The 25,899-nt window shown below is 58.4% G+C and carries 24 protein-coding genes; 14 read left to right on the forward strand and 10 right to left on the reverse strand.

Going from position 1 to position 25,899, the window contains the following annotated elements; genetic code table 11:
* Positions 1-279 precede the first annotated feature (279 nt).
* On the reverse strand, positions 280-1,173 hold the full coding sequence (locus ALP8811_RS04000; protein ID WP_108855884.1) for a LysR family transcriptional regulator: 894 nt from the start codon (positions 1,171-1,173) through the stop codon (positions 280-282).
* A gap of 167 nt (positions 1,174-1,340) precedes the next feature.
* Here ALP8811_RS04000 and ALP8811_RS04005 point away from each other — a divergent pair, with 167 nt between their 5' ends.
* The 12 genes from ALP8811_RS04005 (at position 1,341) to ALP8811_RS04060 (ending at position 13,489) form a co-directional block, all read left to right on the forward strand.
* A complete protein-coding gene (locus ALP8811_RS04005; protein WP_108855885.1) occupies positions 1,341-4,757 on the forward strand; it encodes an indolepyruvate ferredoxin oxidoreductase family protein in 3,417 nt (1,138 codons plus the stop codon).
* A 69-nt stretch (positions 4,758-4,826) separates the two neighbouring features.
* Positions 4,827-5,699 carry a lysophospholipid acyltransferase family protein gene (locus ALP8811_RS04010; RefSeq protein ID WP_108855886.1) on the forward strand — a complete coding sequence of 291 codons (873 nt, stop codon included), beginning with the start codon at positions 4,827-4,829 and terminating at the stop codon, positions 5,697-5,699.
* Between the two features lie 16 nt (positions 5,700-5,715).
* On the forward strand, positions 5,716-6,528 hold the full coding sequence (gene murI / locus ALP8811_RS04015; RefSeq protein WP_108855887.1) for a glutamate racemase: 813 nt from the start codon (positions 5,716-5,718) through the stop codon (positions 6,526-6,528).
* Between the two features lie 54 nt (positions 6,529-6,582).
* Entirely contained in the window at positions 6,583-7,611 is a 1,029-nt protein-coding gene (gene argC / locus ALP8811_RS04020; protein WP_108855888.1) for an N-acetyl-gamma-glutamyl-phosphate reductase, read from the forward strand.
* A gap of 27 nt (positions 7,612-7,638) precedes the next feature.
* A complete protein-coding gene (ccmE, locus tag ALP8811_RS04025) occupies positions 7,639-8,091 on the forward strand; it encodes a cytochrome c maturation protein CcmE (protein ID WP_108855889.1) in 453 nt (150 codons plus the stop codon).
* 65 nt (positions 8,092-8,156) lie between these two features.
* Complete coding sequence (locus ALP8811_RS04030) at positions 8,157-8,768, forward strand: holin-associated N-acetylmuramidase (protein ID WP_108855890.1); 612 nt, start codon at positions 8,157-8,159, stop codon at positions 8,766-8,768.
* Positions 8,759-9,364 carry a holin family protein gene (locus ALP8811_RS04035; protein ID WP_181363682.1) on the forward strand — a complete coding sequence of 202 codons (606 nt, stop codon included), beginning with the start codon at positions 8,759-8,761 and terminating at the stop codon, positions 9,362-9,364. Before ALP8811_RS04030 ends, ALP8811_RS04035 begins: the two co-directional genes overlap by 10 nt.
* Complete coding sequence (locus tag ALP8811_RS04040; RefSeq protein ID WP_108855891.1) at positions 9,354-9,545, forward strand: hypothetical protein; 192 nt, start codon at positions 9,354-9,356, stop codon at positions 9,543-9,545. Before ALP8811_RS04035 ends, ALP8811_RS04040 begins: the two co-directional genes overlap by 11 nt.
* A 133-nt stretch (positions 9,546-9,678) precedes the next feature.
* Positions 9,679-10,104, forward strand: a complete 426-nt coding sequence (locus ALP8811_RS04045; protein WP_146183984.1) for a hypothetical protein — start codon at positions 9,679-9,681, stop codon at positions 10,102-10,104.
* A gap of 89 nt (positions 10,105-10,193) precedes the next feature.
* Positions 10,194-12,164: a heme lyase CcmF/NrfE family subunit gene (locus tag ALP8811_RS04050; RefSeq protein WP_108855893.1), complete on the forward strand. Its 1,971-nt coding sequence runs from the start codon at positions 10,194-10,196 to the stop codon at positions 12,162-12,164.
* The gene (locus ALP8811_RS04055) at positions 12,161-12,619 is read left to right on the forward strand and encodes a cytochrome c-type biogenesis protein (RefSeq protein WP_108855894.1); all 459 of its coding nucleotides are present in this window, start codon (positions 12,161-12,163) and stop codon (positions 12,617-12,619) included. Before ALP8811_RS04050 ends, ALP8811_RS04055 begins: the two co-directional genes overlap by 4 nt.
* Positions 12,620-12,712: 93 nt before the next feature.
* Entirely contained in the window at positions 12,713-13,489 is a 777-nt protein-coding gene (locus tag ALP8811_RS04060; RefSeq protein ID WP_108855895.1) for an enoyl-CoA hydratase-related protein, read from the forward strand.
* A 133-nt stretch (positions 13,490-13,622) separates the two neighbouring features.
* Here the strand turns inward: ALP8811_RS04060 and gltA are convergent, their stop codons facing one another.
* Both gltA and gltX read right to left on the reverse strand, forming a co-directional pair.
* The gene (gltA, locus tag ALP8811_RS04065) at positions 13,623-14,918 is read right to left on the reverse strand and encodes a citrate synthase (protein ID WP_108855896.1); all 1,296 of its coding nucleotides are present in this window, start codon (positions 14,916-14,918) and stop codon (positions 13,623-13,625) included.
* Between the two features lie 55 nt (positions 14,919-14,973).
* Positions 14,974-16,380 (reverse strand): glutamate--tRNA ligase, encoded by a 1,407-nt coding sequence (gene gltX, locus ALP8811_RS04070; protein ID WP_108855897.1) that lies wholly within the window; start codon positions 16,378-16,380, stop codon positions 14,974-14,976.
* Positions 16,381-16,507: 127 nt separating this feature from the next.
* On the opposite strand from gltX, the gene ALP8811_RS04075 reads away from it, so the two are divergent.
* Together ALP8811_RS04075 and ALP8811_RS04080 are read left to right on the forward strand one after the other, a co-directional pair.
* Complete coding sequence (locus ALP8811_RS04075; RefSeq protein ID WP_181363683.1) at positions 16,508-18,550, forward strand: ComEC/Rec2 family competence protein; 2,043 nt, start codon at positions 16,508-16,510, stop codon at positions 18,548-18,550.
* Positions 18,551-18,611: 61 nt separating this feature from the next.
* Positions 18,612-19,574 carry a LysR family transcriptional regulator gene (locus ALP8811_RS04080; RefSeq protein WP_108855899.1) on the forward strand — a complete coding sequence of 321 codons (963 nt, stop codon included), beginning with the start codon at positions 18,612-18,614 and terminating at the stop codon, positions 19,572-19,574.
* 76 nt (positions 19,575-19,650) lie between these two features.
* On the opposite strand, the gene ALP8811_RS04085 is transcribed toward ALP8811_RS04080, so the two are convergent.
* The 7 genes from ALP8811_RS04085 to ALP8811_RS04115 form a co-directional block, all read right to left on the reverse strand.
* Positions 19,651-20,880: a DegT/DnrJ/EryC1/StrS family aminotransferase gene (locus ALP8811_RS04085; RefSeq protein WP_108857415.1), complete on the reverse strand. Its 1,230-nt coding sequence runs from the start codon at positions 20,878-20,880 to the stop codon at positions 19,651-19,653.
* Between the two features lie 233 nt (positions 20,881-21,113).
* Complete coding sequence (locus tag ALP8811_RS04090; RefSeq protein WP_108855900.1) at positions 21,114-21,785, reverse strand: type 1 glutamine amidotransferase; 672 nt, start codon at positions 21,783-21,785, stop codon at positions 21,114-21,116.
* 89 nt (positions 21,786-21,874) lie between these two features.
* Complete coding sequence (locus tag ALP8811_RS04095; protein WP_108855901.1) at positions 21,875-22,681, reverse strand: ABC transporter permease; 807 nt, start codon at positions 22,679-22,681, stop codon at positions 21,875-21,877.
* On the reverse strand, positions 22,678-23,562 hold the full coding sequence (locus tag ALP8811_RS04100; protein ID WP_108855902.1) for an ABC transporter permease: 885 nt from the start codon (positions 23,560-23,562) through the stop codon (positions 22,678-22,680). Before ALP8811_RS04100 ends, ALP8811_RS04095 begins: the two co-directional genes overlap by 4 nt.
* 70 nt (positions 23,563-23,632) lie before the next feature.
* Positions 23,633-24,346 carry a transporter substrate-binding domain-containing protein gene (locus tag ALP8811_RS04105; RefSeq protein ID WP_108855903.1) on the reverse strand — a complete coding sequence of 238 codons (714 nt, stop codon included), beginning with the start codon at positions 24,344-24,346 and terminating at the stop codon, positions 23,633-23,635.
* 39 nt (positions 24,347-24,385) lie between these two features.
* Positions 24,386-25,189, reverse strand: a complete 804-nt coding sequence (locus ALP8811_RS04110) for an ABC transporter ATP-binding protein (protein WP_108855904.1) — start codon at positions 25,187-25,189, stop codon at positions 24,386-24,388.
* A 230-nt stretch (positions 25,190-25,419) separates the two neighbouring features.
* Positions 25,420-25,860: a tellurite resistance TerB family protein gene (locus tag ALP8811_RS04115; RefSeq protein ID WP_108855905.1), complete on the reverse strand. Its 441-nt coding sequence runs from the start codon at positions 25,858-25,860 to the stop codon at positions 25,420-25,422.
* Positions 25,861-25,899: the final 39 nt, after the last annotated feature.

The following is a 25,899-nucleotide window of genomic DNA, read 5'->3' on the forward strand; positions in this document are numbered from 1 at the left end:
AAAACCGACTAGAGCGATGCTCAACCATCGGCTTTGAACCTGATTTAGGGGGGGGAATGAGTCGCATCAAGGTAAAATGCTGCATTGCAGCTATGCATTTTCCGCATGTCTAAAGCGTGTTTTGCGCCTATCTGACGGCATTCTGAGCAGCTCGCCTTGGGATAGTCTAATGATTATATAAACTTAACGTGGTAAAAGTCCTGCCGGAAAGGGTACTTTCCGTTGGGTCATGCTGGCCCGAGTGTTGCTTGAACGCATCACTGATTGCGAATGTATTTATCAGCTTGCCATGCTGCGGCGCTGCGCAGCCAATTCCGACGTGACGAAGTCTCGGAACGCTTCGATCCGTTTCGAGGCGCGCAATTCCTCGGGATAGGCCAGATAAACAGGGATGTCTTTGCTTTCGACTTCCGGCAGGACGCGCGTCAATTGGGGGAAGTCTTGCGTGATGTAGTCTGGCAGGACACCGATTCCCAGATCGCTCAGGACTGATTGCAGGACGCCGAAATAGTTGTTCACCGTCAGAAGAGACCCGACATCATAGGTCAACAACTCGCGTACCAATGCAGCCCCTGCGCTGACTTGTGCCGCCGAAGTGTTTTGGCAGATCAAGCGAAACTTCGACAGATCCTCAAGTGTTTCGGGCGTGCCGTTGGCCTCTAAATAGCTGGGGGTCGCGTAAAGGCGCATGTGCACATCCATCAACCGCTTGCGGATCAGGTCCGCCTGGCTGGGCTCTTTCATGCGAATGGCCACGTCGGCCTCGCGCATTGGCAGGTCCAAAACGCGCTCTTCCAGCATCAAGTCAATGCGCAGATCGGGATAGCTTTCGTAAAGCTTCGGCAGGCGCGGGGCCAACCACATCGATCCAAATGCGGTCGTCGTCGTGACGCGGAGTTCACCGAACACTTCCTCTTTACTGTCCCGAATGCGGGCGACTGCAGCTTCAAGGCGGTGGTTCATGGCTTTGGTGGCGTCAAACAGCAGCTCACCCTGTTCGGTAAGAATCAGTCCTCGCGCATGACGGTGAAACAGAGTGGCATTCAGCCCTTCCTCAAGTGCGCGGATCTGGCGCGACACAGCGGATTGGGACAGGTGGAGCGCGTCGCCAGCATGAGTGAGTGACCCTGCATCTGCCACGGCGTGAAATATTCTGAGTTTATCCCAGTCCATGACGTACGAACCAATCCCTGTTAGCGTGTAATCTGTTCACACTGTTACCATCAGAATCGTGATGAAAGCTAGAACGGATTGTGATTGGATTTGTTTTGATGGGTCATATATTATGACCTAAAATGGAGACCAATCTCCAGCAAGCTATTCGTATTGGGAGGTACGGCATGGGCAAGCCAGAAATCACTCTGAATGACCGGTTTGATCTGTCGAAGGATCAGGTTTTGTTGAATGGCACGCAGGCTTTGGTGCGCTTGATGCTGACGCAGAGGGAACGGGATCGGCGCGCGGGGTTTGAGACCTCTGGCTATGTGACCGGGTATCGGGGGTCTCCTTTGGGGGCCGTGGACCTTTGGATGTCACGTGCGCAAGGCGTGCTGAGCGAAAACGACATTCTGTTTCAACCGGGCCTGAACGAAGATCTGGCAGCTACGGCACTGTGGGGTAGCCAGCAAGCGGAAGTGCGCGGTGAAGGTGCGCGCGATGGTGTGTTCGGGCTGTGGTACGGCAAGGGGCCGGGCGTAGACCGAACAGGCGATGTGATGCGCCATGCCAACATGGCGGGCTCCGCGCCTAAGGGCGGTGTCTTGATGGCGATGGGGGATGACCACACGGGCGAAAGCTCAACCGTGTTGCATCAATCTGATTGGGCGATGGTGGATGCGTATATCCCGGTGCTCAGCCCTGCGGGTGTGCAGGAAATCATCGACTTTGGTGTTTACGGATATGGGTTGAGCCGCTTCTCGGGTCTTTGGGCCGGCTTGAAAGTGATGAAAGACACAGTCGAGGCGACCTCGGTCGTGGATGGCCGCGTCGACCGGATGAAACTTGTCACGCCCGAGTTCGACATGCCCGAAGGCGGGCTGAACATCCGTCTGATGGACGATCGCATTCCGCAGGAAGCGCGGATGATCGACTATAAGCGGTTCGCAGCCGAGGCTTACGCCCGCGCCAACCGCATCGACAAGCGTGTCTGGGGCAAGCCGGGGGCGAAGATCGGCTTCGTCGCGGCGGGCAAAAACTGGCTGGATCTGGTCCATGCGTTGAACTTGTTGGGCATTGACGAGGCCGAGGCCGAACGTCTTGGCATCACCACCTATAAGGTCGGGCAGACTTGGCCTTTGGACATGCAGTCCTTCCATGAATGGGCCGAAGGGCTGGATCTGGTCGTCGTCGTGGAAGAGAAGCGCAAGTTGATCGAGGTGCAGATCAAGGAAGCGATCTTTGATGATCGCCGAGGCCGCCGCGTCTATGGCTGGCACAAGGGCGACACATGGGAAAACGGACGCCAGCTGGAGCTGTTCCCCACGCGCTATGCGCTGGACCCGATCATGATTGCTGAGAAGTTAGGTGATATTCTAGTCGAGGAAGGACGCGGGACCGAGGCCGTAAAAGCCGGGTTGGACGCGCTGGCGCAAGCACGCGGGGCAGACAATGCGCCCAATATCGCGGCGCGATTGCCCTATTTCTGCTCGGGTTGCCCGCATAACACCTCGACCAAGCTACCCGATGGCAGCCGTGGGTATGCCGGGATCGGCTGTCACTATATGGTGCAGTGGATGGACCGTTCGACGCTTGGTTCGACCCAGATGGGCGGCGAGGGCGTGAACTGGATTGGCGAGGCACCGTTCTCGAAAACCGAGCATGTATTCCAGAACCTTGGCGACGGGACCTACAACCATTCGGGCATTCTGGCGATCCGCGCGGCTTTGGCGGCGGATGTGAACATCACCTACAAGATCCTCTACAACGATGCCGTCGCAATGACCGGCGGGCAGACCAACGAAGGGGATCTGGATGCGCCCCGGATCGCGCGTGAAGTGTTGGCGATGGGGGCCAAGAACATCTTCGTCGTCTATGATGACAAAGAGGATGTGGACCCTGCTGCCTTCCCGAAAGGGGTGAGCCTCCATTCACGCGACGAGCTGTTGCCGATCGAGGAAAAATGCAGAAATTTGAAGGGGGTGTCGATCATCCTCTATATCCAGACCTGTGCCGCCGAAAAGCGTCGCCGCCGTAAGCGCGGGCTGTTCCCAGATCCCGACAAGCGGGTCTTTATCAACACGGATATATGCGAAGGCTGTGGTGACTGCGGCGTGCAGTCAAACTGCGTGTCCATCGTCCCGGTCGAGACCGAGCTGGGCCGTAAGCGTGCGATTGACCAGTCCAGCTGCAACAAGGATTTCAGCTGTGTGAACGGCTTCTGCCCCAGCTTCGTGACGGTTGAAGGTGCGAAGTTGAAGAAGGCCGCTACGGCAGAAGTGAAGCTGCCCGACCTGCCGATGCCAGTGCTGCCCACGATAGACGGCACGTTCAACACGGTGATCACCGGTGTTGGCGGTACAGGCGTTGTGACCATCGGTGCCGTGATGGCACAGGCGGCGCATATCGATGGCAAAGGTGCCGGCATGATGGAGATGGCGGGGCTGGCCCAAAAGGGCGGCGCGGTCACGGTCCATCTGCGGCTGGCTGAAAAGCCAGAGGATATCTCGGCCATTCGTGTGGCGACTGGAGAATGTGATGCGCTGATCGGATGCGAATTGGTGGTCTCGGCCGCGTCGACCACGTTGGGTCTGACCAAAACCGGGCGTACTGGCGCCGTAGTAGACAGTCATGAAACCGTGACCGGTGAATTCACCCGGGACACGGATTTCACCATTCCGGGCGATCAGCTGCAGCTGTCATTGCAGGCGCGCCTGCGGGATCGTCTGGCGATGTTCGATGCCAGCGAACTTGCGCGGGTACTGATGGGCGACAGCATCTTTTCCAACATGATGGTGTTGGGGGCGTCTTGGCAGGCGGGGTATGTGCCGCTGACCTTTGAAGCCTTGATGCACGCGATTGACCTGAACGGGCAGGCCCCTGACCGCAACAAGCGGGCGTTTGAACTGGGGCGCTGGGCGGTTGCTTTCCCCGAGGAGGCGGCGAAGTTCACGCAGGAAGATGTGATTGACCTTCCCAAGACCTTGGCCGAGATCGTTGCCTTCCGGGCTGATCATCTGGCGAAATACCAAAATGAAGCACTGGCGCGGAAGTACCGCGAATTCGTGGCTGCTATGCCGGAAGTGCTGCAGGAACCCGTGGCGAAAGGCTATCACAAGCTGTTGGCTTATAAGGACGAATACGAGGTCGCGCGCCTGCTGTGCGAAACACGTGCAAAGGCTGAAGCCGAGTTCGATGGCGATCTGAAGCTGACCTATCACCTTGCGCCGCCGCTCTTGGGGGGCACGGATCCAAATGGTCGTCCTAAGAAACGCGGGTTCAGTGGTTGGTTCGAACGTGCCGCGCCGCTGTTGGCCAAGATGAAAGGGCTACGCGGCACCGCGCTTGATCCCTTTGGCCGGTCCGATGAACGCGTGACCGAGCGCAAGCTGATCGCTGATTACGAAGCCGACATGCAGCGTCTGGCGGCCAGCTTGACCGAGGCGAATACCGAAGTTGCGCTGGAAATTGCGTCGCTGCCCTTGTCGATCCGCGGCTTTGGCCCGGTGAAAGAGGCCAGCGTCGCCGCCGCTGAGACGCGCGGTCGCGCGCTTTGGTCGAAGCTTGACGGATCTGGTCAAGTTCAGGAGGCGGCAGAGTAACTGTTCAACCTGTGACATAAGGCTGTTACTTAGCGGCGGCAAATAAGACCTCCGACCAAGGACCAGAGCATGAGCAGACACGTCGCCCGCGACCTCACCTATGCCCATAGTGCGCAAACCCGTCAGGGCCGCGCCGTTATCAGAGCTATGGAAAACGCAACGGGTCGTCTGCGCCTGATCAAACGCGCCCATGGCTACGACGCCGAGGTGGCCGATGGGCGGGACTTCTGGCAGGTGATGGTGGATCGCTATGGGCTGTCGTTGGATGTAGTCGAAGGCAGTCTGAATCTGATCCCACGTGACGGTCCGCTGATTTTGGTCGCCAACCACCCCTATGGCATTCTGGACGGGCTGGTTATGGGGCATATTTTAAGCCGCCAACGTGGTGATTTTCGCATTCTGGCCAATCAGGTGTTTCGCAAGGCCGAGGACCTGAGCCGGGTGATCCTGCCTGTCGATTTCGCTGAAACCCGTGCGGCAATGAATGTAAATCTTCAGACGCGCAACACCGCGCGCTCTTACCTGAATGATGGCGGTGCTATTGGGGTTTTTCCCGGCGGCACGGTCTCGACCGCGCAAAAACCCTTCGGACTGCCGTTGGATCCAGGTTGGCGACGCTTTACGGCAAGGATGATTGCGAAATCCAACGCGACCGTCGTTCCGATTTGTTTTCATGGTCACAACTCGCGCAGTTTTCAGGTGGCAAGTCATTTGCACACGACGTTGCGCATGGCGCTTCTGATCCGAGAATTTAGCAAACGGACAGACCAGCCAGTAAGCCTGTCTATCGGTCAGCCGATTTTACCCGGTGAATGGGGCGAATATGCGCAAGACGCTAAATCCATGATGGATTTCCTGCGCGATCGGACCTATGCCTTGTCCAAGACCCCCGGTGCCACGGGTGCCTATGGGTTCGAGTTCGAGGAAAAACACAGGTCTTAGGACGGGGCATAGGACGATGGCAGTAGGTATTTTCGATAGTGGTCTGGGCGGATTGACGGTTCTGGATGCGGTCTCGAAACGTCTGCCGGATGTGGACTTCGTATATTACGGCGACAATGCGCACGCGCCTTACGGGGTGCGGGATGCGGATGACGTATATGACCTGACAACCAAGGCTGTTTCGGCTTTGTGGGATCAGGGCTGTGATCTTGTCATACTGGCCTGTAACACCGCCTCGGCTGCAGCGCTGCGGCGGATGCAGGAAAGCTGGATCCCCACCGAAAAGCGGGTGTTGGGCGTGTTTGTCCCTCTGATCGAAGCGCTGACAGAACGCCAATGGGGCGACAACTCGCCCCCGCGCGAGGTCGAGGTGAAGCACGTCGCGCTGTTTGCCACGCCCGCCACTGTCTCGAGCCGCGCGTTCCAGCGGGAACTGGCTTTCCGCGCCATCGGCGTGGATGTCGAGGCGCAGGCCTGCGGCGGTGTCGTGGATGCGATCGAAGACGGTGACTTGATCTTGGCTGAAGCTTTGGTGCGCAGCCATGTGGACGCGTTGAAGCGTAAAATGCCCAAGCCCGAGGCCGCTATTCTGGGCTGCACCCACTATCCGCTGATGGAAAAGGAATTCCAGGACGCGTTGGGCGCCGATGTGAAGGTCTATAGTCAGGCAAATCTGGTGGCTGACAGCCTTGCGGACTATCTTGATCGCCATCCCAAGATGCGCGGAACAGGGACTGTGTCGAAGTTCCTGACCACCGGCAACCCGGCCCAAGTGTCCAATCGCGCGACCCAGTTTCTGCGACGAAAGATCGCTTTCGAAGCCGCCTGATTGCAAGGCGCGCACAAAACACCTATCTATCCGTCGAATTCGCAGGAGGTCTGAATGACCCACAAAATCGCCATTCTTGGTGCGTCCGGCTATACTGGCGCCGAGCTTGTCCGTCTGATCGCCACCCATCCGTCGATGGAAATCGTTGCCTTGTCCGCTGATCGCAAGGCTGGGCAAGAGATGTCTGACGTCTACCCCCATCTGCGCCATCTGGATCTGCCGAAGCTGGTCAAGATGGACGAGATCGACTTCTCAAACGTAGACCTTGCCTTTGCAGCGCTGCCGCATGGCCTGTCGCAGGCGCTGGTACGTGATCTGCCGGAAAGCGTGAAAGTCGTTGATCTAGGCGCGGATTTCCGTTTGCGCGATCCGGCCGAATACGAAAAATGGTATGGCGCGCCGCATGTGGCGGTCGAGCTGCAGAAAACCGCTGTTTACGGTCTGACCGAGTTCTATCGCGATGATATCAAGGGTGCGCGTCTGGTGGCTGGCACCGGCTGCAATGCTGCGACAGTGCAATATGCGCTGCGTCCTTTGATTTCGGGCGGGCTCGTTGATCTAGACCGGATCATCTGTGACCTGAAGAACGGCATCTCGGGCGCTGGACGGTCGCTGAAGGAGAACATGCTGTTTGCCGAGCGCTCGACTGATGTGTTGGGATACGCGCAGGGCGGCACCCACCGCCATCTGGGTGAGTTCGACCAAGAGTTTTCGATGCTTGCTGGGCGTGATGTGCGTATCCAATTCATGCCGCATCTGGTGCCGGTAAACCGGGGCATTCTGGCTGATTGCTATGTAGACGGTGATCCGCAGGCGATCCATGCAGCCCTTGCCCAGCAATATGCTGACGAACCTTTTGTCACCGTTCTGCCTTTCGGCAAGTTGCCCGGTATGGGACAGGTGATGGGATCAAACCAATGTCACCTCGGAGTCGCTGGCGACCGCATCCCGGGGCGCGCGCTGGTCGTGTCGGCCTTGGACAACCTGTGCAAAGGCTCGTCGGGCCAAGCGCTGCAAAACGCCAACTTGATGCTGGGTGAAGACGAAACCACCGGGCTGATGATGCCCCCGGTTTTCCCGTAACCCATCGCCCTTAAGAAGGAGCCCCCCATGGCCGGTCTTAAAAGCCTGAAGAAAACTCGTCGTATCCAGATCATCATTCTGGCGTTCGTGGCACTTGCCCTATCGACGGGGTTGATTGGCTATGCGCTGCAAGACGGGATCAACTATTACCGCTCGCCCTCCGAAGTGATTGCCGAACCGCCCCGCGCGGACGAGGTGTTCCGCATGGGCGGGCTGGTGTCTGACGGCTCGATTGTGCGTGGGCAGGGGGAAACGGTCAGCTTCTCGGTGACCGACGGGGCCGAAACTGTACCGGTGCGATACACAGGCGTATTGCCGGATCTGTTTTCCGAAAACCAAGGTATGATTGGCACGGGAACTTATGTGGAAGGTGTCTTTGAAGCCACTGAAATCCTTGCCAAACATGACGAGGAATACATGCCGAAAGAGGTCGTGGACAGCTTGAAGGAAACGGGTGTCTACGTCGAACCGGACTATTGATTTCGACATTGTTAACCTGACTTCTGCAGCCTTGTCCCCGTGTTTCAAACGCGGGGAAGGTCCGGATGCAGAGTGTCACCGAAATTGCAGATCAGATTGTCGCCCGTGAAGGTGGCTATGTGAACGATCCCGATGATCCCGGCGGGGCGACCAAATACGGGGTCACGATCCACACCATGCGCCGGTTGGGGCTGGACTTGGACGGTGATGGCAAGGTCACACCGTCCGATGTGAAGCGCCTGACCCAAGCGCAGGCGCGAGATATCTTCCTAAAGCACTACTTCCACAAGCCCCGGATCGGAGAGCTGCCCGAGCCACTACAGGCTTCGGTCTTTGACATGTATGTCAACGCAGGGGGAAATGCGGTGCGGGTCTTGCAACGGTTGTTTGCTAAGATGGGGTATGCGCTGGCTGTGGATGGAGCGCTTGGGCCACAGACCTTGGGCGTTGCACGCGATGCAATGAAGGCCGCGCCGGATCATCTGGTGGATGCCTATGGGATCGAACGGCGCAACTATTACTATCGTCTGGCGGATCGCCGACCGACCTCGCGCAAATATGCGCGCCGGCGGGATGGTGGGAAAGGCGGCTGGATCACGCGCGCCGAGGAATTCATCACGCCCCGCTATCACTTCACGGATGCAGATCACAAACAACGGGTGCGGGCATGGGGCTGATGGGCGACGTGATCAAAGTGCTGTTCGGCGGGCGCGGGAATGTGGTGCGCGAGACGGCGGAAGTATTTCGCGAGAACGCCGAGGCAGCCTCGGCGCGTGAAGCCGGATTTCAAATGGCCGTAGTCGAGGCCTTCGCGGCCGAGTTCGCGCATGCGCGCACAGGGCGGTTTGACCGCTTCATGGATGGGCTGAACCGCGTCCCGCGTCCAGCTTTGGCGTTGGCGACACTGGGGCTGTTCGCTGCGGCGATGGTGGACCCGGCTTGGTTTGCAGATCGAATGCGAGGTGTCGCCTTGGTGCCTGAGCCGCTTTGGTGGTTGATGGGCGCGATCGTCAGCTTCTACTTCGGTGCGCGTCAGCAGGTCAAAGGGCAGGAGTTCCAGCGCTCGATTGCCGAGGTGCTGGTTAGAGCGAACGGAGTACAGGCTCTCTCTGATCCCTTGGTTGCCGGGCAAGCAGCGCTAGATTCGGCTGCTCTGACCCCAATGAAGCTTAGGTCGCAGCCTGAAGGGGACACGTCTTCTTCGACCGGGCGCGTGGATGCCAGCGACAATGCGGCCCTGGAAGACTGGGTAAGGCGTCGTGATGACAAGTGATCTGATCCTGAAACTGGTGGCCGAGCATGGCCCATGGGTCTTGCTGGTCTTCTATTTGCTTTACCGAGATTTGCAGAAGGATCAGGCCACGCGGGCGGTGCTGGACAAGAACTCATCCATCCTGATCGAGATCACAACCATCATCCGTGAAAGGCTGCCTGCAGCTGGGGCGCGACGATGATCCGGCGCCTGTATCTATGTGTGAAACAGCGTCTGAAGGACGTTATCCTAGCGGACCGATTTCAACATGCACTTTCACGAAACGAACAAGCTGCAGCAGAATTGGATGCAGTTGTGAGGAGTATCTTGCAGAAATGAAACAAGCATCTCTTTTAGTGGCTGTGATGGCCGTCATGCTTCAGGCTGGGTACTGGGCTGTCGGGTATCAAGCGATTTTCCAGATTGGCTTTGGCGCGATCACGTTGATGGGCCTGATGATTGCACTGACATTCCTGTGGCTGTACTTGCAACGCGCTACCCCATTGGCGCTAGGAATGGCCTACAGCTGGTGCGGGGCAAGTCTGGTGCTGGGTTGGTGGTGGATCTATGCACTTCTGGGCGCACCCGAGGCGATGGCTGCAAGCGCGCTGCATTTCGCGCCGCTTGCCGTGTATTTGTCGGGGGCCGTACTGCATTTTGGCGTGATTCACCGATCCTTTGGGTTGCATGGGGCGGCGTTCCTCGCACCGGTTCTCGGGGCTGTCATGTGCTCCACTACGATTTATCTGTTGGTGCACTAGGGCCGAATGCAAACAAAAGACCGTGACCCGGTGCCGCATCACGCGGCAAGGGCTAGTGACTGGGGGCGACTCTCTATAAAGTCCCGCGCATGATTACAGAGCTTGGACATTTTGCGCTGATCTTGGCGCTGGGCGTGGCCGTGGTGCAAACCATTGTGCCGCTGATTGGGGCACACAAGGGCTGGAACAGCTGGATGGAGATGGCGGTACCTGCCGCGACCATACAATTCCTTCTGATCCTCGCCTCGTTTATGGCGCTGACATACGCGTTTGTGACTTCGGACTTCTCGGTCCGGCTGGTGACGCTGAACTCGCATTCCGCCAAACCGATGCTTTACAAAATCTCAGGCGTTTGGGGGAACCACGAGGGGTCGATTCTGTTGTGGGTTCTGATCGTTGCTGGATTTGGGGCGACGGCGGCGTGGTTTGGGCAGAACCTGCCCAGAACGCTGAAAGCGCGCGTGCTTGCGGTGCAAAGCTCGATCGCGGTGGCGTTTTTGTGCTTCATCATCTTTACGTCCAACCCATTCCTGCGTCTGGCTCAGCCTCCGTTTGACGGACAGGATCTGAATCCGCTGCTGCAAGACCCAGGCTTGGCCTTCCACCCACCGTTTTTGTATCTGGGCTATGTGGGGCTTTCGATGGCGTTTTCCTTCGCTGTCGCCGCCCTGATTGAAGGCCGCATTGACGCTGCCTGGGGGCGCTGGGTGCGCCCGTGGACGCTGGCGGCTTGGGTTTTCCTGACCATTGGCATTGGGCTGGGCAGTTGGTGGGCTTATTACGAGCTTGGTTGGGGCGGTTTCTGGTTCTGGGACCCAGTTGAAAACGCATCCTTCATGCCGTGGCTGTTCGCAGCGGCCTTGTTGCACTCGGCCATCGTGGTCGAGAAACGTGAAAGCCTCAAAAGCTGGACGATCCTTTTGGCGATCCTTGCTTTTGGGTTCTCGTTGATTGGCACATTTATTGTACGCTCGGGTGTCATCACCTCGGTCCACGCCTTCGCATCCGACCCCGATCGGGGCGTCTTCATCCTGTTCATCCTTCTGTTCTTTACTGGCGGTGCGCTAACGCTGTTCGCGGCCCGTGCTGGTTCGATGGAGGCCAAGGGCGTCTTCGGTTTCGTCAGTCGAGAAAGCGCCTTGGTCGTGAATAACATCCTGCTGGCCGTGTCGTCCTTCGTCGTCTTCGTTGGTACGATCTGGCCCTTGGTGGGAGAGGCATTTGACCGCAAGATCTCGGTCGGCCCACCCTTCTTTGAGGCCGCCTTCACCCCCTTCATGGTGGTGTTGGCACTGGTTATGCCCATCGGCGCCATGCTGCCGTGGAAGCGCGCCAAGATCGGGCGCGCGGTGAAACAACTGGTGCCCGCCATGGTCTTGTCGATTGCCGTTCTGGCGCTGGTCTGGGCAATGCAGACGGGCAAGTCTGCTTTGGGTCCGATTGGTATGTTCCTTGGGACGTGGCTGGTGGCTGGGTCCATGACGGACATCTTCAGCCGTACGGGACGTGGGGCCATCACGGGTCGCCTGTCGCGCCTGACCCGTCTACCGGGTGCTGACTGGGGCAAGTTTGCCGCCCATGCCGGCCTTGGGATCACGATGATGGGGATTTCCGGTCTGATGGCATGGGAAGTCGAAGACATTCGCGTCGCTCAGATCGGCGAAACCTTCCAAGTGGCCGAGTACGATATCACGCTAGTGAACGTCGGGCGCGAGCAAGGGCCGAACTATATCTCGACCAAGGCTGAACTTCGGGTGGATCGTGATGGCAGTCAGCTGACCACACTCTATCCTGAAAAACGCGTCTATCCTGTGCAGGCTATGCCCACCACAGAGGCGGCGATATCGAACGGATTCTGGACCGACATCTATCTGGTGATCGGTGACCCGCAAGAGGGCGGCGGCTGGGCTGTACGGACTTTCATCAAGCCCTTCGCCAACTGGATCTGGGCCGGCTCGATCATCATGGCGCTTGGAGGTATGTTCAGCTTGTTTGACCGTCGATTCCGCGTTGCTGCCGGGGCGGCCAAAACCCGCATGGAAGGGGTGCCTGCCGAATGAAACGCTTGATTGCATCGCTGGCCGTGATGGGCTGCCTTGCCGCGCCTGCTTACGCCGTGAATCCCGACGAGGTGCTTGCGGATCCGATGCTGGAAGAGCGCGCGCGCGAAATCTCGGCTGATCTGAAATGCGTGGTTTGCCGGGGTGAGAATATTGATGAAAGCAACGCCTCGATTGCCCGTGACCTGCGCCTTTTGGTGCGTGAGCGGTTGGTCGAAGGCGACAGCAATGATGAGGTCGTAGGTTTCATCGTCGAACGCTATGGCGAGTATGTTCTGATGAAGCCGAACAGCTCGGGCGCAAACCTGATTCTATGGGCCACCGGTCCAGCACTGTTCCTGATTGCGCTGCTGTCGGGCGGACTGTATCTGCGCCGCCGCGCGCAGGCGCAGGACGGGGCGCAGGTTTTGACGCAGGACGAACAGAATCGGCTGAATGAATTGCTGGACGAATAAGGCGCGGCAGCAGGAAACTTCCAAAATGACGGGGCGTTTATCTTTACCTGACCGCTTGGTCGGATAAACTGGGCGAAACTCCGGGAGGATGACATGATTTACGAAACGATCACATTGGACATCACTGATGGCTTGGCGGTTCTGACCTTCGACCGCGCTGATGTAATGAACGCCCTGAATACCCAGATGCGCGCCGAGATCGCCCATGCGGTGCAAGAAGCTGGCAAAAATGCCCGCGCTTTGGTCATCACCGGGTCGGGCCGCGCTTTCTGTTCGGGCCAAGATTTGGGCGACCGTGCCAATGCGGCCGAGGTCGATCTGGAACGCACCTTGCGTGACGAATACGAACCGCTGCTGCGCGCCATCTATGACAGCCCGATCCCAACGATCTCGGCCGTCAATGGCGCGGCTGCCGGGGCTGGGGCCAATATCGCTCTGGCTGCGGATGTGGTGATCGCTTCGGAAAGCGCGTTCTTCATGCAGGCTTTCTCGCGCATTGGACTGATCCCGGATGCGGGCGGCACCTATTGGATGCCACGTCAGATGGGCTTTGCTAAGGCGATGGGCGCTGCTCTGTTCGCTGAAAAGATGCCCGCGAAAGAAGCGGCTGATCTGGGCCTGATCTGGGAATGTGTCGCTGACGATGCGTTTGAAGCCACTTGGCGCAAACGGGCCGAACAGCTGGCGAAAGGGCCGACGCTGTCCTATCGGAACATCAAGAAAGCCCTGCGCGCTTCGCTGAGCAACACGCTTGACGAACAGCTTGCGCTTGAGGCCAGCCTGCAAGGTGAATGCGGTAAATCACGCGACTTCAAGGAAGGCGTCATGGCATTCCTCGAGAAACGCGCGCCGCAATACGAAGGCCGCTGATCCCAAACGGATCGCGATCAGGAAGGAGCCTTCGGGCTCCTTTTTTTGTTGCTTTAGCCCCTTTGAAAGACGGCTACCCATAAACGAAAAAAAGCCGCCCGAATTGGGCGGCTTTTCTCTGATTTCGTGAGGCTTAGCGCTTTTCGACGTCGATATAGTCGCGCTCGGTGTCGCCTAGGTACAGCTGGCGCGGACGACCGATTTTCTGACCCGGATCGCCCAGCATCTCTTTCCACTGCGAGATCCAGCCGACGGTGCGCGACAGCGCGAAGATCGGGGTGAACATCGAGGTCGGGAATCCCATCGCTTCGAGGATGATGCCTGAGTAGAAGTCGACGTTCGGGTACAGCTTCTTGTCAACGAAGTAAGGATCTTCCAGCGCGATGCGCTCCAGTTCCTTGGCAACTTTCAGCGTTTCGTTGTCCTCGATGCCCAGCAGGCCCAGAACCTCGTCAGCGCTTTCCTTCATGACCTTCGCACGTGGGTCGAAGTTCTTGTAGACGCGGTGACCGAAGCCCATCAGGCGGAACGGATCGTCTTTGTCCTTGGCTCGGGCCACGTATTCCGGAATGTTGTCGACCGAGCCGATTTCACGCAGCATTTCCAAGCAAGCTTGGTTTGCACCACCGTGGGCAGGGCCCCACAGGCAGGCGATGCCGGCAGCGATACAGGCGAACGGGTTGGCGCCCGACGAACCGGCCAGACGCACAGTCGAGGTCGAGGCGTTTTGCTCGTGGTCGGCGTGCAGCGTGAAGATACGGTCCATTGCCTTGGCAAGGATCGGATTCACTTCGTATTCTTCAGCCGGTACGGCAAAGCACATACGCAGGAAGTTCGAGGAGTAATCCAGGTCGTTCTTCGGATAAACGAACGGCTGACCAACCGAGTATTTGAAGGCCATCGCGCAAATGGTGGGCAGCTTGGCGATCATGCGGATCGCAGCCACTTCGCGCTGCCATGGGTCATTCACATCGGTCGAGTCGTGATAGAAGGCCGACATCGCGCCAACAACGCCGGTGATGATCGCCATCGGGTGTGCGTCGCGACGGAAACCCGAGAAGAACTTGATCATCTGCTCGTGTACCATCGTGTGACGGGTCACGCGGCTTTCGAAATCCACCAGTTCGGCTTCGCTGGGCAGTTCACCGTACAGCAGCAGATAGCAGACTTCGAGGTAATGCGATTTCTCGGCCAGCTGATCGATCGGATAGCCGCGATACAGAAGCTCGCCCTTGCCGCCATCAATGAAAGTGATGGTCGAATCACAGCTTGCGGTCGACGTGAAGCCCGGGTCGTAGGTGAAAACACCGCCCTGAGCGTACAGCTTGGTGATGTCGATCACATCAGGACCGGCAGTCGGGGAGTACATGGGGAGCTCGAGCTCTTTGTCTCCGAACGAGAGCTTTGCGGTTCCGGTTTGTTCAGCCATGTATTTTCCCTTCGTGTTAGAAAGCGACCGCCCCGGTTGGCCGGTCGCTTATGCTTCAGGCGCTTGCGTCTTCCAGTCGCGCGATGGTTTCGTCGCGCCCGAGAACAAGCATCATATCAAAAACGCTGGGCGTGACGGCCCGTCCGGCAAGGGCTGCGCGCAGAGGCGCTGCGAGTTTGCCGAACTTGAGGTCATGGGCCTCGGCGAGGCCGTTGAGAGTGTCCTCAAGCGTGTTGCGATCCCAGCTACCATTTTGCAGCTGCGGCGTCAATTCTTTCAGTATACCACGGGATACTTCGTCCAGAGCCTTCTCGGCTTTCTCGTCCCGGTCAATGGGGCGTGAAACCGTTGCAAATCTAGCTTTTTCAAGGAGTTGCGGCAAGGTTTTGGCGCTGGTTTTCAGCACATACATGGCCGATGAAACCAAATCAATTTGCTGCGACTGCAAAGAAATTTCGCCAGCAGCCTCCATATACCCCTGAAGAGCGGCCAGAACGTCCGCATCTTCCATTGCGGCCAGATGCTGTCCCGACAGGTTGTCCAGCTTCTTGAAGTCGAACCGCGCGGGGCTTTTGCCGATGCCCGACAGGTCAAACCACTCCAGCGCCTGCGCGTCCGAGAAGAACTCGTCATCACCGTGGCTCCAGCCAAGACGGGCCAAATAGTTGCGCATGGCGGTGGCAGGATAGCCCATCGCCTCGTATTCTTCGACTCCCAAAGCACCGTGGCGTTTGGACAGCTTCTTGCCATCGGGTCCGTGGATCAGTGGGATGTGTGCCCAAACCGGCAGGTCCCAACCCATTGCCTGATAGACAATCGTCTGGCGCGCGGCGTTGTTCAGGTGGTCATCCCCACGGATCACGTGTGTCACGCCCATATCATGGTCATCAACGACAACAGCCAGCATGTAGGTGGGTGTGCCATCCGAACGTAAACAAATCATGTCATCCAGCTGGTCGTTGCGAATGGTGACGTCACCTTGCACCTCGTCGCGGATGACAGTCTTGCCCTCGCGCGGGGCTTTCAGGCGGATCACGTAAGGCGCGTCCGGGTGGGTTGCCGGATCAGCATCGCGCCACGGGCTTTGATACAGGGTCGAACGACCCTCGGCGCGGGCTTCCTCGCGGAAGGCCTGAATTTCGTCTTGCGAGGCAAAGCACTTATAGGCGTGTCCATTTGCCAGCATTTCAAGCGCAACTTCGGCGTGGCGATCGGCGCGGTCGAATTGGCTGACGACGTCACCGTCATGGTCTAGACCCAGCCAGGCCATGCCCTTCAGGATCGCCGCTGTTGCCTCGGGGGTCGACCGGGCGCGGTCCGTATCTTCGATCCGCAGCAGGAATTTACCACCACGGCCACGGGCATAGAGCCAGTTGAACAGCGCCGTACGGGCGCCGCCAATATGCAAATAGCCGGTGGGCGAGGGGGCGAAACGGGTGACAATCTGGGGCGTCTGAGACATCGGTCATTAACCTTTTGGAAACCATGCGCGCGTTACGCAGGAGGGGATGCGTTTCAGGCGAGACCTGAAAACAAGCTTCGTTGAGATGCTTTTAACAAAAGGGAGGTTTTGAACAAGGGTGCTGGCCGTGAAACTCTTGTCCCGGATCGAAGAAGAGCGCGGACGGTTCCTGATTTGGGCTCCGCTGTTCTTTGGTGCAGGCATTGGGCTTTATTTTGTGCCGTCGCGCGAACCGGACATTGGCATCTATACGGCTCTGGCCATTCTGGGGCTATTTTGCGCCGGTATCGCATGGCGCTGGCCCTGGGGCATTGGGCCGCTGGCGCGCGCGGTAATTTGCATCGCCCTCGGATTTGGGATTGCCGGTGTGCGCGCGCATTGGGTTGCCGGACCTGTGTTGGATTTCCGATACTACGGCCCGGTCGAAGGGCGGATAATCGCAATGGACCGCTCGCAGTCCGATGCGGTGCGCCTGACCTTGGATCAGGTTCGCCTTAGTGATGTGAATCCAAGGAAGCGTCCCGACCAGGTGCGGGTCTCACTTCACGGGGAACAGGGCTATCTGTCCCCCGCCATCGGTCAGCGGATTGCGTTGACGGGACATCTGTCTGGTCCCAACGGCCCGGTCGAGCCCGGCGGGTTTGATTTCCAGCGCATGGCGTGGTTTCGCGGAATCGGGGCAGTGGGCTATACACGCAGCCCCGCGCTTTTGTTGTCCCCGCCCACGGGCGACTTGTCGCTGGCCATCGGACGGCTCAGGCAGGTGATTGCACATCGGGTACGTGCGGTCCTTCCAGGCGTAAGTGGGGCGTTTGCAGCCACGATTACGACGGGTGACCGATCCTCGATGGAACGTGCCACAATCGACGCGCTGCGCGGATCGAACCTTGCACATCTTCTTGCGATCTCTGGTCTGCACATGGGGCTGCTGACCGGCTTTGTTTTTCAGGCCATGCGCATCTTGATGGGATTCTGGCCCAGACTGGTCCTAAACTTCCCGGTAAAGAAGCTGGCCGCCGTGACTGCCATTGGGGCCGGGGTGTTTTATCTGGCGCTGTCCGGCGGTGCGGTTGCGACCACGCGGGCTTTTATCATGGTGACCACGATGTTCGTTGCCATCCTGTTTGACCGACGGGCCCTGACCCTGCGCGCGGTTGCCATGGCGGCGATGATCGTCCTGATCCTGACGCCCGAAGCCTTGGTCGAGCCGGGGTTCCAGATGTCATTTGCCGCGACCACAGCGCTTGTCGCTGTGTTTGCATGGATCCGAGATCGATCACGCGACGAGACACCACGCCGTTTGCCCGGTTGGCTGCGGCCTGTGGTGACGGTGGTCATCTCCTCGGCCGTGGCGGGGCTGGCCACTGCGTCCATAGGAGCGGCACATTTCAATCAGGTCAGCCATTACGGGCTGGTCGCCAATCTTTTAAGCGTACCGATCATGGGGGCCGTTATCATGCCGCTTGCGGTGTTGGCAGCGCTGCTGGCTGTGGTGCGGTTAGAGGTCTTGGCGCTCTGGCTGATGGACTGGCCGATCCGTTGGATCCTTTGGGTGGCCGACACCGTGTCATCGCTGGATGGGGCCGTGGGGAAGGTGCCGACTCCCCCCGGTTTCGTCCTGCCTGTATTGGCTGTTGCGGGCATCTTGCTGGTCTTGTTGCGTGGCCGGGAAAGATGGATCGCACTTGCCCCTTTTGCCGTGGTCTTTGCCGGCTGGGCCAATGTCGACCGCCCCGAGATTCTGATCAGTTCATCTGGCGGGCTGGTCGGGGTGATGACAGATCAGGGGCGCGTGCTGTCTAAGCCGCGGGGCGAGGGCTTTGCCGCCCGATCCTGGCTGGAAAATGACGGAGATGCTGCCTCGCAACAGGTTGCATTCGAACGTGATGGTTTTAACGGGCGCAAAGGTCAGCTGGAGGTGGACCTTTCGGGGCTATCGTTGGCTCACCTGACAGGTCGCGGCGCAGAAGACCGCTTGGCCGAGGTTTGTGCGGGTGCAGATCTGGTCGTTCTGGCCGCATGGCGCGACGACGCCCTGCCAGAGGGATGTGCAGTGCTGGATCGCAAGGCGCTTGCCAAAAGCGGTGCGGTCGCAGTGCATCTAGAGCCCGATGGCTGGTCCATCGAACCGTCCCGCCCAGAGGACCGCGCGCGCCTTTGGACACGTTAGACGGGATTGGATGTTGCTCGGCCCGGGCTTTGCCCATAGCTTCTGACGAAAGGAGAGCACCATGGTCGAAACTGCCGGGCGGATCACACTTTGGGGGGTCGAGGTGTTCGTGGCCATCGCGGATGAGCGATCGATTTCCATGGCTGCGCGGCGTTTGGGGGTCAGCCCGTCCTCGGTCAGCCAACAATTAACCAATCTAGAGGCCGCGTTGGGGACCAGCTTGCTGGATCGTTCGGCCCGTCCAGTGTCGTTGACCGCAGCGGGGGCGTTGTTCCTGAAACGCGCACAAGCCATCTTGAACGAGGCTGAACAGGCGAAAGCAGAATTGACGTTGGGCGCGCTCTCTCAGTTGTCTCGGTTACGCCTTGGCATGATCGAGGATTTCGACGCAGACGTAACTCCACGCCTGTTGTCCGAGGCCGCGCGACGGTTTGAAAATACGCGATTTTTGCTGGAGACCGGCGCCTCGCACCGGCTGCATGATCAATTGGATGCGCGTGCTTTGGACGTGATCGTGGCAGCAGATACTGGTGCCTCTGCTCCATGGATGGAGGTCCATCCCCTGATGGAAGAGCCCTTTGTCGCCGCAGTACCCAAAGGGCTTATCGGTGATCGTGATCCAAGAGAGCTGTTGAAAGACCTTCCGCTGGTGCAATACACGGCGCGTCATCATATGGGCCGGGTAATCTCGGACCATCTGGCGCGGCAGAACCTGAAGCTGGACAACCGGTTCGAGCTGGACAGTTATCACGCGATCATGGCGATGGTAGCAAGCGGGGCTGGCTGGACGATCATCACGCCATTGGGGTTCCTGCGCGCCCACCGTTTCCGAGAGGCCGCAGACCTGATCGAGTTGCCCTTTGCCCCCTTCACCCGCCGTATCAACTTGGTCGCTCGGGCCGAGATGTTGGGGGATCTACCGCGCGATCTGGCTACGGAGTGCCGGACCCTCCTGAATTCGCTGATTGTTGAGCCTGCGGTGCAAGAGTATCCGTGGCTGAAAGGCGCGTTGCGGGTGTTGTGAAGCGGAGGGGCGTTGCCCCTCTTGGCCATTGGCCAATTCACCCCAGGATACTTATGGCAAGAAAATGCGCAGAGCGTTACGCGGCGGTTTCCGTCTTTTCGGCTTTAACCTCTTCAATCGCGCCCAGAATGGCATTGGCGATGAAATCGAGCTCAGGCTGTTTTAGACGCACGGGCAGGCGGGTGTCGCAGGCGCGCGAGAGCATCGCACGAGTTTGCGGCAGTGGGCCTTGATCGTCGATGAACTGCCAGTTCCAGAAAGCGCGGGCATTGTCTTCGCTCATCCCGAAGACCTGAACGCTAACGCCTCGGGCTTTAGCAGCGGCTTGGAAGGCGATCGTGTCTTCGTCGCTGACGCCGACCAGATTGAACTGGATGGAATCTGGCGCGCGGGTTTCCGGGGCCAGCGGTGCCGGGACGGTGATCCAGGGGCTTTGTTCCAGTTTCGCGGCCACATAGTCGTGGTTGCGCAGACCATCGTTCACGCGACGCTCAAGCTCGGGCAGTTGGGGGCGGATGACGGCGGCAGACAGGTTGGACAGGCGCGTATTGTAAAGCGGTAGCTTGTTCTGCCAGCGCGCAAAGGCGTCTGCCAGATCGGTCGAGTTTTCGCCGCGCGGTGATTTGTGTTTCTTCCAATTGTGCTCATAGGCACCGGACATAATCACGGCGCGCGCCGCCAGCTCGGCGTCATCGGTGATCAGAATGCCGCCTTCGCCCGCGTTCAGCATTTTGTAGGACTGGAACGAGAAACAGCCGATCTTGCCGATCGTACCGATCTTGCGCCCATGCCAAAGCGTGCCGAGCGAATGGGCTGCGTCTTCGACAACAGGGATGTCCGCCGCGTCGCACAGCTGCATGATCGCATCCATGTCCGAGGTATGACCACGCATATGGCTGATGATCACTGCGCCCACATCCGGTGTTAGCTTGGCGGCGAAGTCAGCCATGTCGATGCGGTAGTTGTCTTGCACATCGACCAGAACCGGCTTGCAGTCGGCATGTACGATCGAGCTGGGGACAGCCGCAAAGGTGAAGGCAGGGATTAGAACCTTGGAGTCGCGCGGCAGGTTCAGGGCTTTCAGGGATAGAAACAGCGCGGCCGAGCAGCTGGCCACGGCAAGTGCATATTTCGCGCCCATCATCTCGGCGAACTCGGCTTCCAGAAGTGCGACAGGGGCGTCTTCCGGGGCGGTGTAGCGAAACAGATCACCCGATTGCAGCAGCCGGTCGATCTCGGCCCGGGCGGCTTCGGGGATGGGTTCGGCGTCATGGACGTTCGGCGCGGCGTTCTGGTCCAGGGTCATGCTGTCTCCTTTTTCGAGCGTCACCTTTTCGGCTTTCTCGAAAATACATTTCAGAAAATATAAAAGAGCAAGGTGAGTCTGGCCAGAGGTTTCAGCACCGTTGGCGCGGATTAGTTTTCGGATTTGTAGTACGGCTGTTACGAAACTGCGGGGTGTGATGGGGGCGAACATGAAAAAAGCCACGCTGGTGATCAGCGTGGCCTCAATGTGTTTAGGTTCCAGTTCCTGAAGGTTCAGCCTTTAAGAATGGCCGCCATTTTATCAGCGAATTTGGCGTTGTCCGTTGCCGTACTCAACGCATCTTCCGCTGCATTGAGCAACGTATCTGGCACATTGCCACGTCCGCGATGTTCAATCAGACCTGCGACAAGCGGGGCGGTGAATTCGGGATGGGGCTGGATGGTCAGAATCTTGTCTCCGATCATCATGGCAGCATTGGCGCAGAAGTCGGTTGAGGCAATGATCTCGGCCCCTTCCGGTAGGTCGACCACCTGATCTTGGTGCCAAGCGTTCAGGGCCATAGTCTGATCGCCAAAATCATATTCGGTCCGGCCTACGGACCAGCCGCCGTCGAACTTCTCGACCTTGCCGCCAAGGGCTTGGGCGATGATCTGGTGACCAAAACAGACACCGACCAGCGGTTGGCCTGCGTCGCGAATGTCACGGATCAATGTCTCGAGCGGCGGGATCCAGTCATGGTCTTCATAGGCACCATGTTTCGAGCCGGTGATCAGCCAGCCATCCGCGTCTTCGGTACCAGAGGGAAATTCACCATCCACGACCGAGAAGATCTGGAAGTCGAACCCATGCCCGTCGAGAAGGCGGGTGAACATCTCGCCATAGTCGCCGACGCTGTCGCGCAGTTCGTCGGGGGAATGGCCTGCTTGCAGAATGCCGATTTTCATGCGTCACCAAATTTGATCAAATTATTGCACAGTTATATTTGACCTACCCGAGCCTTAACGCCGGGGCAAGGGCAATTTTTTGTGATCAGTTAGCGAAACAAGGTGCGCATGAAGCTGGGGCGACGCACCATGGCTTGCGGAAGATGCCGGTTCAGGTGCTTGCCGATGCGGCCAAAGATCGTGATGACGACCAGCGTCAGCAGGATGAAATAGAACGCCAAAATCGGGTAGGGGACGAACGGATTAAAGGTCTTGTCTGCGAAATAGCTGGCGTAATACAGCGCGTCGCCGCGTTGCTGCCACACCGGAAACCCCGAGAAAAAGACCAGCGCCGTAGCGTGAAACAAGAAGATCGCTTCGTTCGTATAGGCGGGCCAAGCCAGACGCATCATCGACGGCCAGACAATGCGCTTGAAGCGGGTCCAACCTGTGATGCCATAGGCGTCGGCGGCTTCAAGATCCCCCTTGGGAATGGATTGCAGCGCGCCATAAAAGATCTCGGCCGAATAGGCGGTGGTGTTCAGAAACAGAACGATCGCTGCGCCCAGCCACGCTGATGTCAGAAGCGAAAAGCCCGGGACGCTCTGTTTGATCGACAGAAACACCGCATAGGCAAAGAACATCTGGATGAACAGGGGCGAGCCGCGGAAGACATAGATGAAGAACTCGGCCGGTTTGCGCAGCCTATCCGAGCGGCTGTTCTTTGCCATGGCCAGTCCCGTGGCGGCGAAGAAGCCAAACAGGATTGCCACAAGGCCGAAATAGATGTTCCAGATCATGCCCGAGCCGATCAGCGTGAAGTGCTCGCACAGGGTATAATCTTCGCGCGGTAGCAGGCGTTCTCCGAACCCGACTGAACGAAAGGCATAGTCCTGAATGGTCTGAACGCAGCTCATGTCGCGGCCTTCCGTTGGGCTTCGCCGGCAGCGGTGGCCTGACCGTGCGATAGGCGGGTGGACAGCCGTTTGTAGACGCGTTCACTGATCGAGGTCAGCATCAGGTAGAAGACCAAAAGCCCGCCGAAGTAATAGGCGTTCCAGTTCCCATGCGGATAGTCCGTGAACTTGGCGGCTTTTGTCGCGCCAAGCTCGCGCGCCCAGTACACGATATCTTCGACCCCAAGCAGGAACAGAAGCGGCGTGGCCTTAATCAGGATCATCCACAGGTTTGACAGGCCGGGCAGTGCAAAGACCCACATTTGCGGAACCAAAATGCGCCAGAAGGTCTGGCGGGTCGACATGCCATAGGCCTCGGCGGTTTCAAGCTGGGCACGGGGCACGGCTTTCATGGCGCCGAACAGCACGTTGGCGGCAAAGGCACCGAATACGATGGCAAAGGTCAGCACGGCCAGTGCAAAGCCATAAGTTTCATGCACCCATTGCGGGCTGGTGGACAGCGGCAGCTTGGCCTGCGCACAGACCACGAAGTCATTGCCTTGACGCACTGGTTCAGACCAGTCCGAGCATTTCACTTTGTGGCGCAGGTATTCGAACCCCTGATCCAGTGCGATCACGAAGAACATGAAGAACGCAATGTCGGGGACGCCCCGTACAATCGCGGTATAGGACTTGCCCAGAAGGCTGATGGGCCAGATACGGGACCGGGCGGCAGTCGCGCCTGCAAAGCCAAACATCAACGCCACCGGCGCGGTGATTGCCAACAGCACCAGAACAATCCCGAAGGATTGATAGAACGCCATGTGCTTCCCTGTGGTCAGGTAGCAGCTGAGCCAGCTCAGGCCCTCAAGCGTGGAAGGATCGGTGCAATAGGAAAACATCGCGCGTGCAGATTATCCGCTAGAAAAAAGCTGGGCCCGCATGTGTTTACACACGGGCCCGGCCATTAAATTACCACTGAGAAGCAACTTCCCATTTGGCGATCATGGTGTTCAGCGTGCCGTCGTCTTTCATCGACTGGATGGCAGCGTCGAACTTGGCGCGCAGGTCGCCGTCGCTTTCACGGATACCCATGCCAACGCCGCCGCCGATCTGCTCCATGCGCTCCAGCATCACCAGACCGTCTGCACCGACCATGGTGTCCAGGAACGACTTATCAGCCAGAACTGCGTCAGCTTCGCCGTTTTTCACAGCAGCAACGGTTTCTTCCGGAGTTGCGAATTCGACCAGCGTCCAGCCCTGTTCAGCCACGAAAGCGGCCTGAATGGTGGTCGCCTGAGCAGCCACAACACCACCAGCGGGGTCTACGTCTGCCGACATGGCAGCATAAGCCGAGGGATCTGGCGGGGTGTAAGCTTGAGTGAAGTCGATGACTTCGTCACGCTCGTCAGTGATCGACATGCCCGCGATGATGGCGTCATAGTTGCCCGACACCAGGTTCGGAATAATGGTGTCCCATTCGTTCTTCACCCATGTACAGGTCAGCTCGGCGCGTACGCACAGCTCGTCGCCCAGTTCGCGCTCGAAGCCGTCAATTTCGCCGGCATCGTTCACGAAGTTCCACGGGGCATAGGCACCCTCTGTGCCAAGGCGCACGGTGTCCTCGGCAAGTGCGAAGCCGGCTGTCAGGGCCAGCGCCGCCGTCGAGACGATCAGTTTTTTCATGATTTACTCCCAGGTTGTTTTTTTGGTTTAAAGTTGGTCTCACACGGGATGCGAGTGAGACAGGAATTGTTTCAGGCGCTCGCTTTTTGGATTGCCGAACAGCTCGGCAGGTGCGCCTTCTTCTTCGATCAGCCCCTGATGCAGGAACACCACGTGATCGGACACGTCATGGGCCAAGCGCATGTCATGGGTGACGATGATCATGGTGCGACCCTCGGCAGCCAGATCCTTGATCACCTTGACCACTTCCTGCTCAAGTTCGGGATCAAGCGCCGAAGTGGGTTCATCAAACAGCAGGGCTTTCGGCTCCATGCACAGAGCGCGCGCAATCGCGGCGCGCTGCTGTTGTCCACCAGAAAGCTGTGCAGGCCAGACGTCACATTTGTCGCCGATGCCGACTTTCGCCAGATATTCGCGCGCTTTTTCCTCGACCTCGGCCTTGTCGCGGCCAAGGACGGTGACGGGGGCTTCCATTACATTTTGCAGAATGGTCATGTGAGACCACAGATTGAACTGCTGGAATACCATGGACAGGTTGGTGCGGATCCGTGTCACCTGAGCACGATCAGAAGGGTGACGGTTCAGCCCTTGACCCTTCCACGTGATTGGCTCGCCTTCGAACCGAATATCGCCCTGCTGGCTTTCTTCAAGCAGGTTGGCACAGCGCAACAGGGTGGATTTGCCCGAGCCAGAAGAGCCGATCAGCGAGACGACATGCCCGCGCGGCGCAACCAGATCAACGCCTTTCAGCACTTCCAACGCACCATAGCTTTTATGCAGGTCGCGGATTTCGATCACCGACGCAGGGTCGATAGGGTTCTGGTCAGGGATATCGCGTGGCACGAGTGGTTCCGGTTTAAAACAGGGTTTTGTGGTGCCCGAGTAGGAAACAAATCTATTAGGATTGCAACGGCGAAATGACGGGGAAGTTACGTAAATCTGGGTGGAAGGTCGGTTCGTGCTGCAAAATGTCGGTTTGTGTCGTGATGATCAACACGGGGTAGAGCGCGGGCGCTTTTTGCTTGGCGCGTCAGGATCGAGGTGGAATCAAATACTGAAGGGGACCAAAGGCCTTACAGGCTTTTTGCAGCGCGTTGTCGGGCCAAATTACTGTCGATATCGTTGATCCCCAGAAAACGCGGAATCATACGCATAAGCGCATCTTCTTCCGAGGCACGTTCCCCATCGGTCAGAACGACAGTCCAAGCGGCTTCCAAAATGGCAATGCGATCATCCAGCGGCACCGCATCTTTCACCGCGTTGGTAAAGCGGACCGTGTCGGGGGCCGTGGCTTCCAAGGCTTCCGCCTCGGTGCGGAGCGATGCTGCATCCTCGTCTGACAGGGTGTGCCGCTGCGCTAAAATTCGGTCGATTGCGCGCTTTTCGGCGGCGTCATAATCGTGATCCGCCCTTGCCAGCCGGACAAGAATGGCAGCCACGGCTAGACGGGCATCCCCATCCTGAAGAGGCTGGGGTGCGGGTTGGGTCAATTTCTCAAGAAGTGATCGCAGCATTTGTCTAATGTGGGCGCGACACGGTGAATGCCAAGCCCT

The organism is Aliiroseovarius pelagivivens, assembly GCF_900302485.1.
In the GTDB taxonomy this organism is placed as follows: Bacteria; Pseudomonadota; Alphaproteobacteria; order Rhodobacterales; family Rhodobacteraceae; genus Aliiroseovarius; species Aliiroseovarius pelagivivens.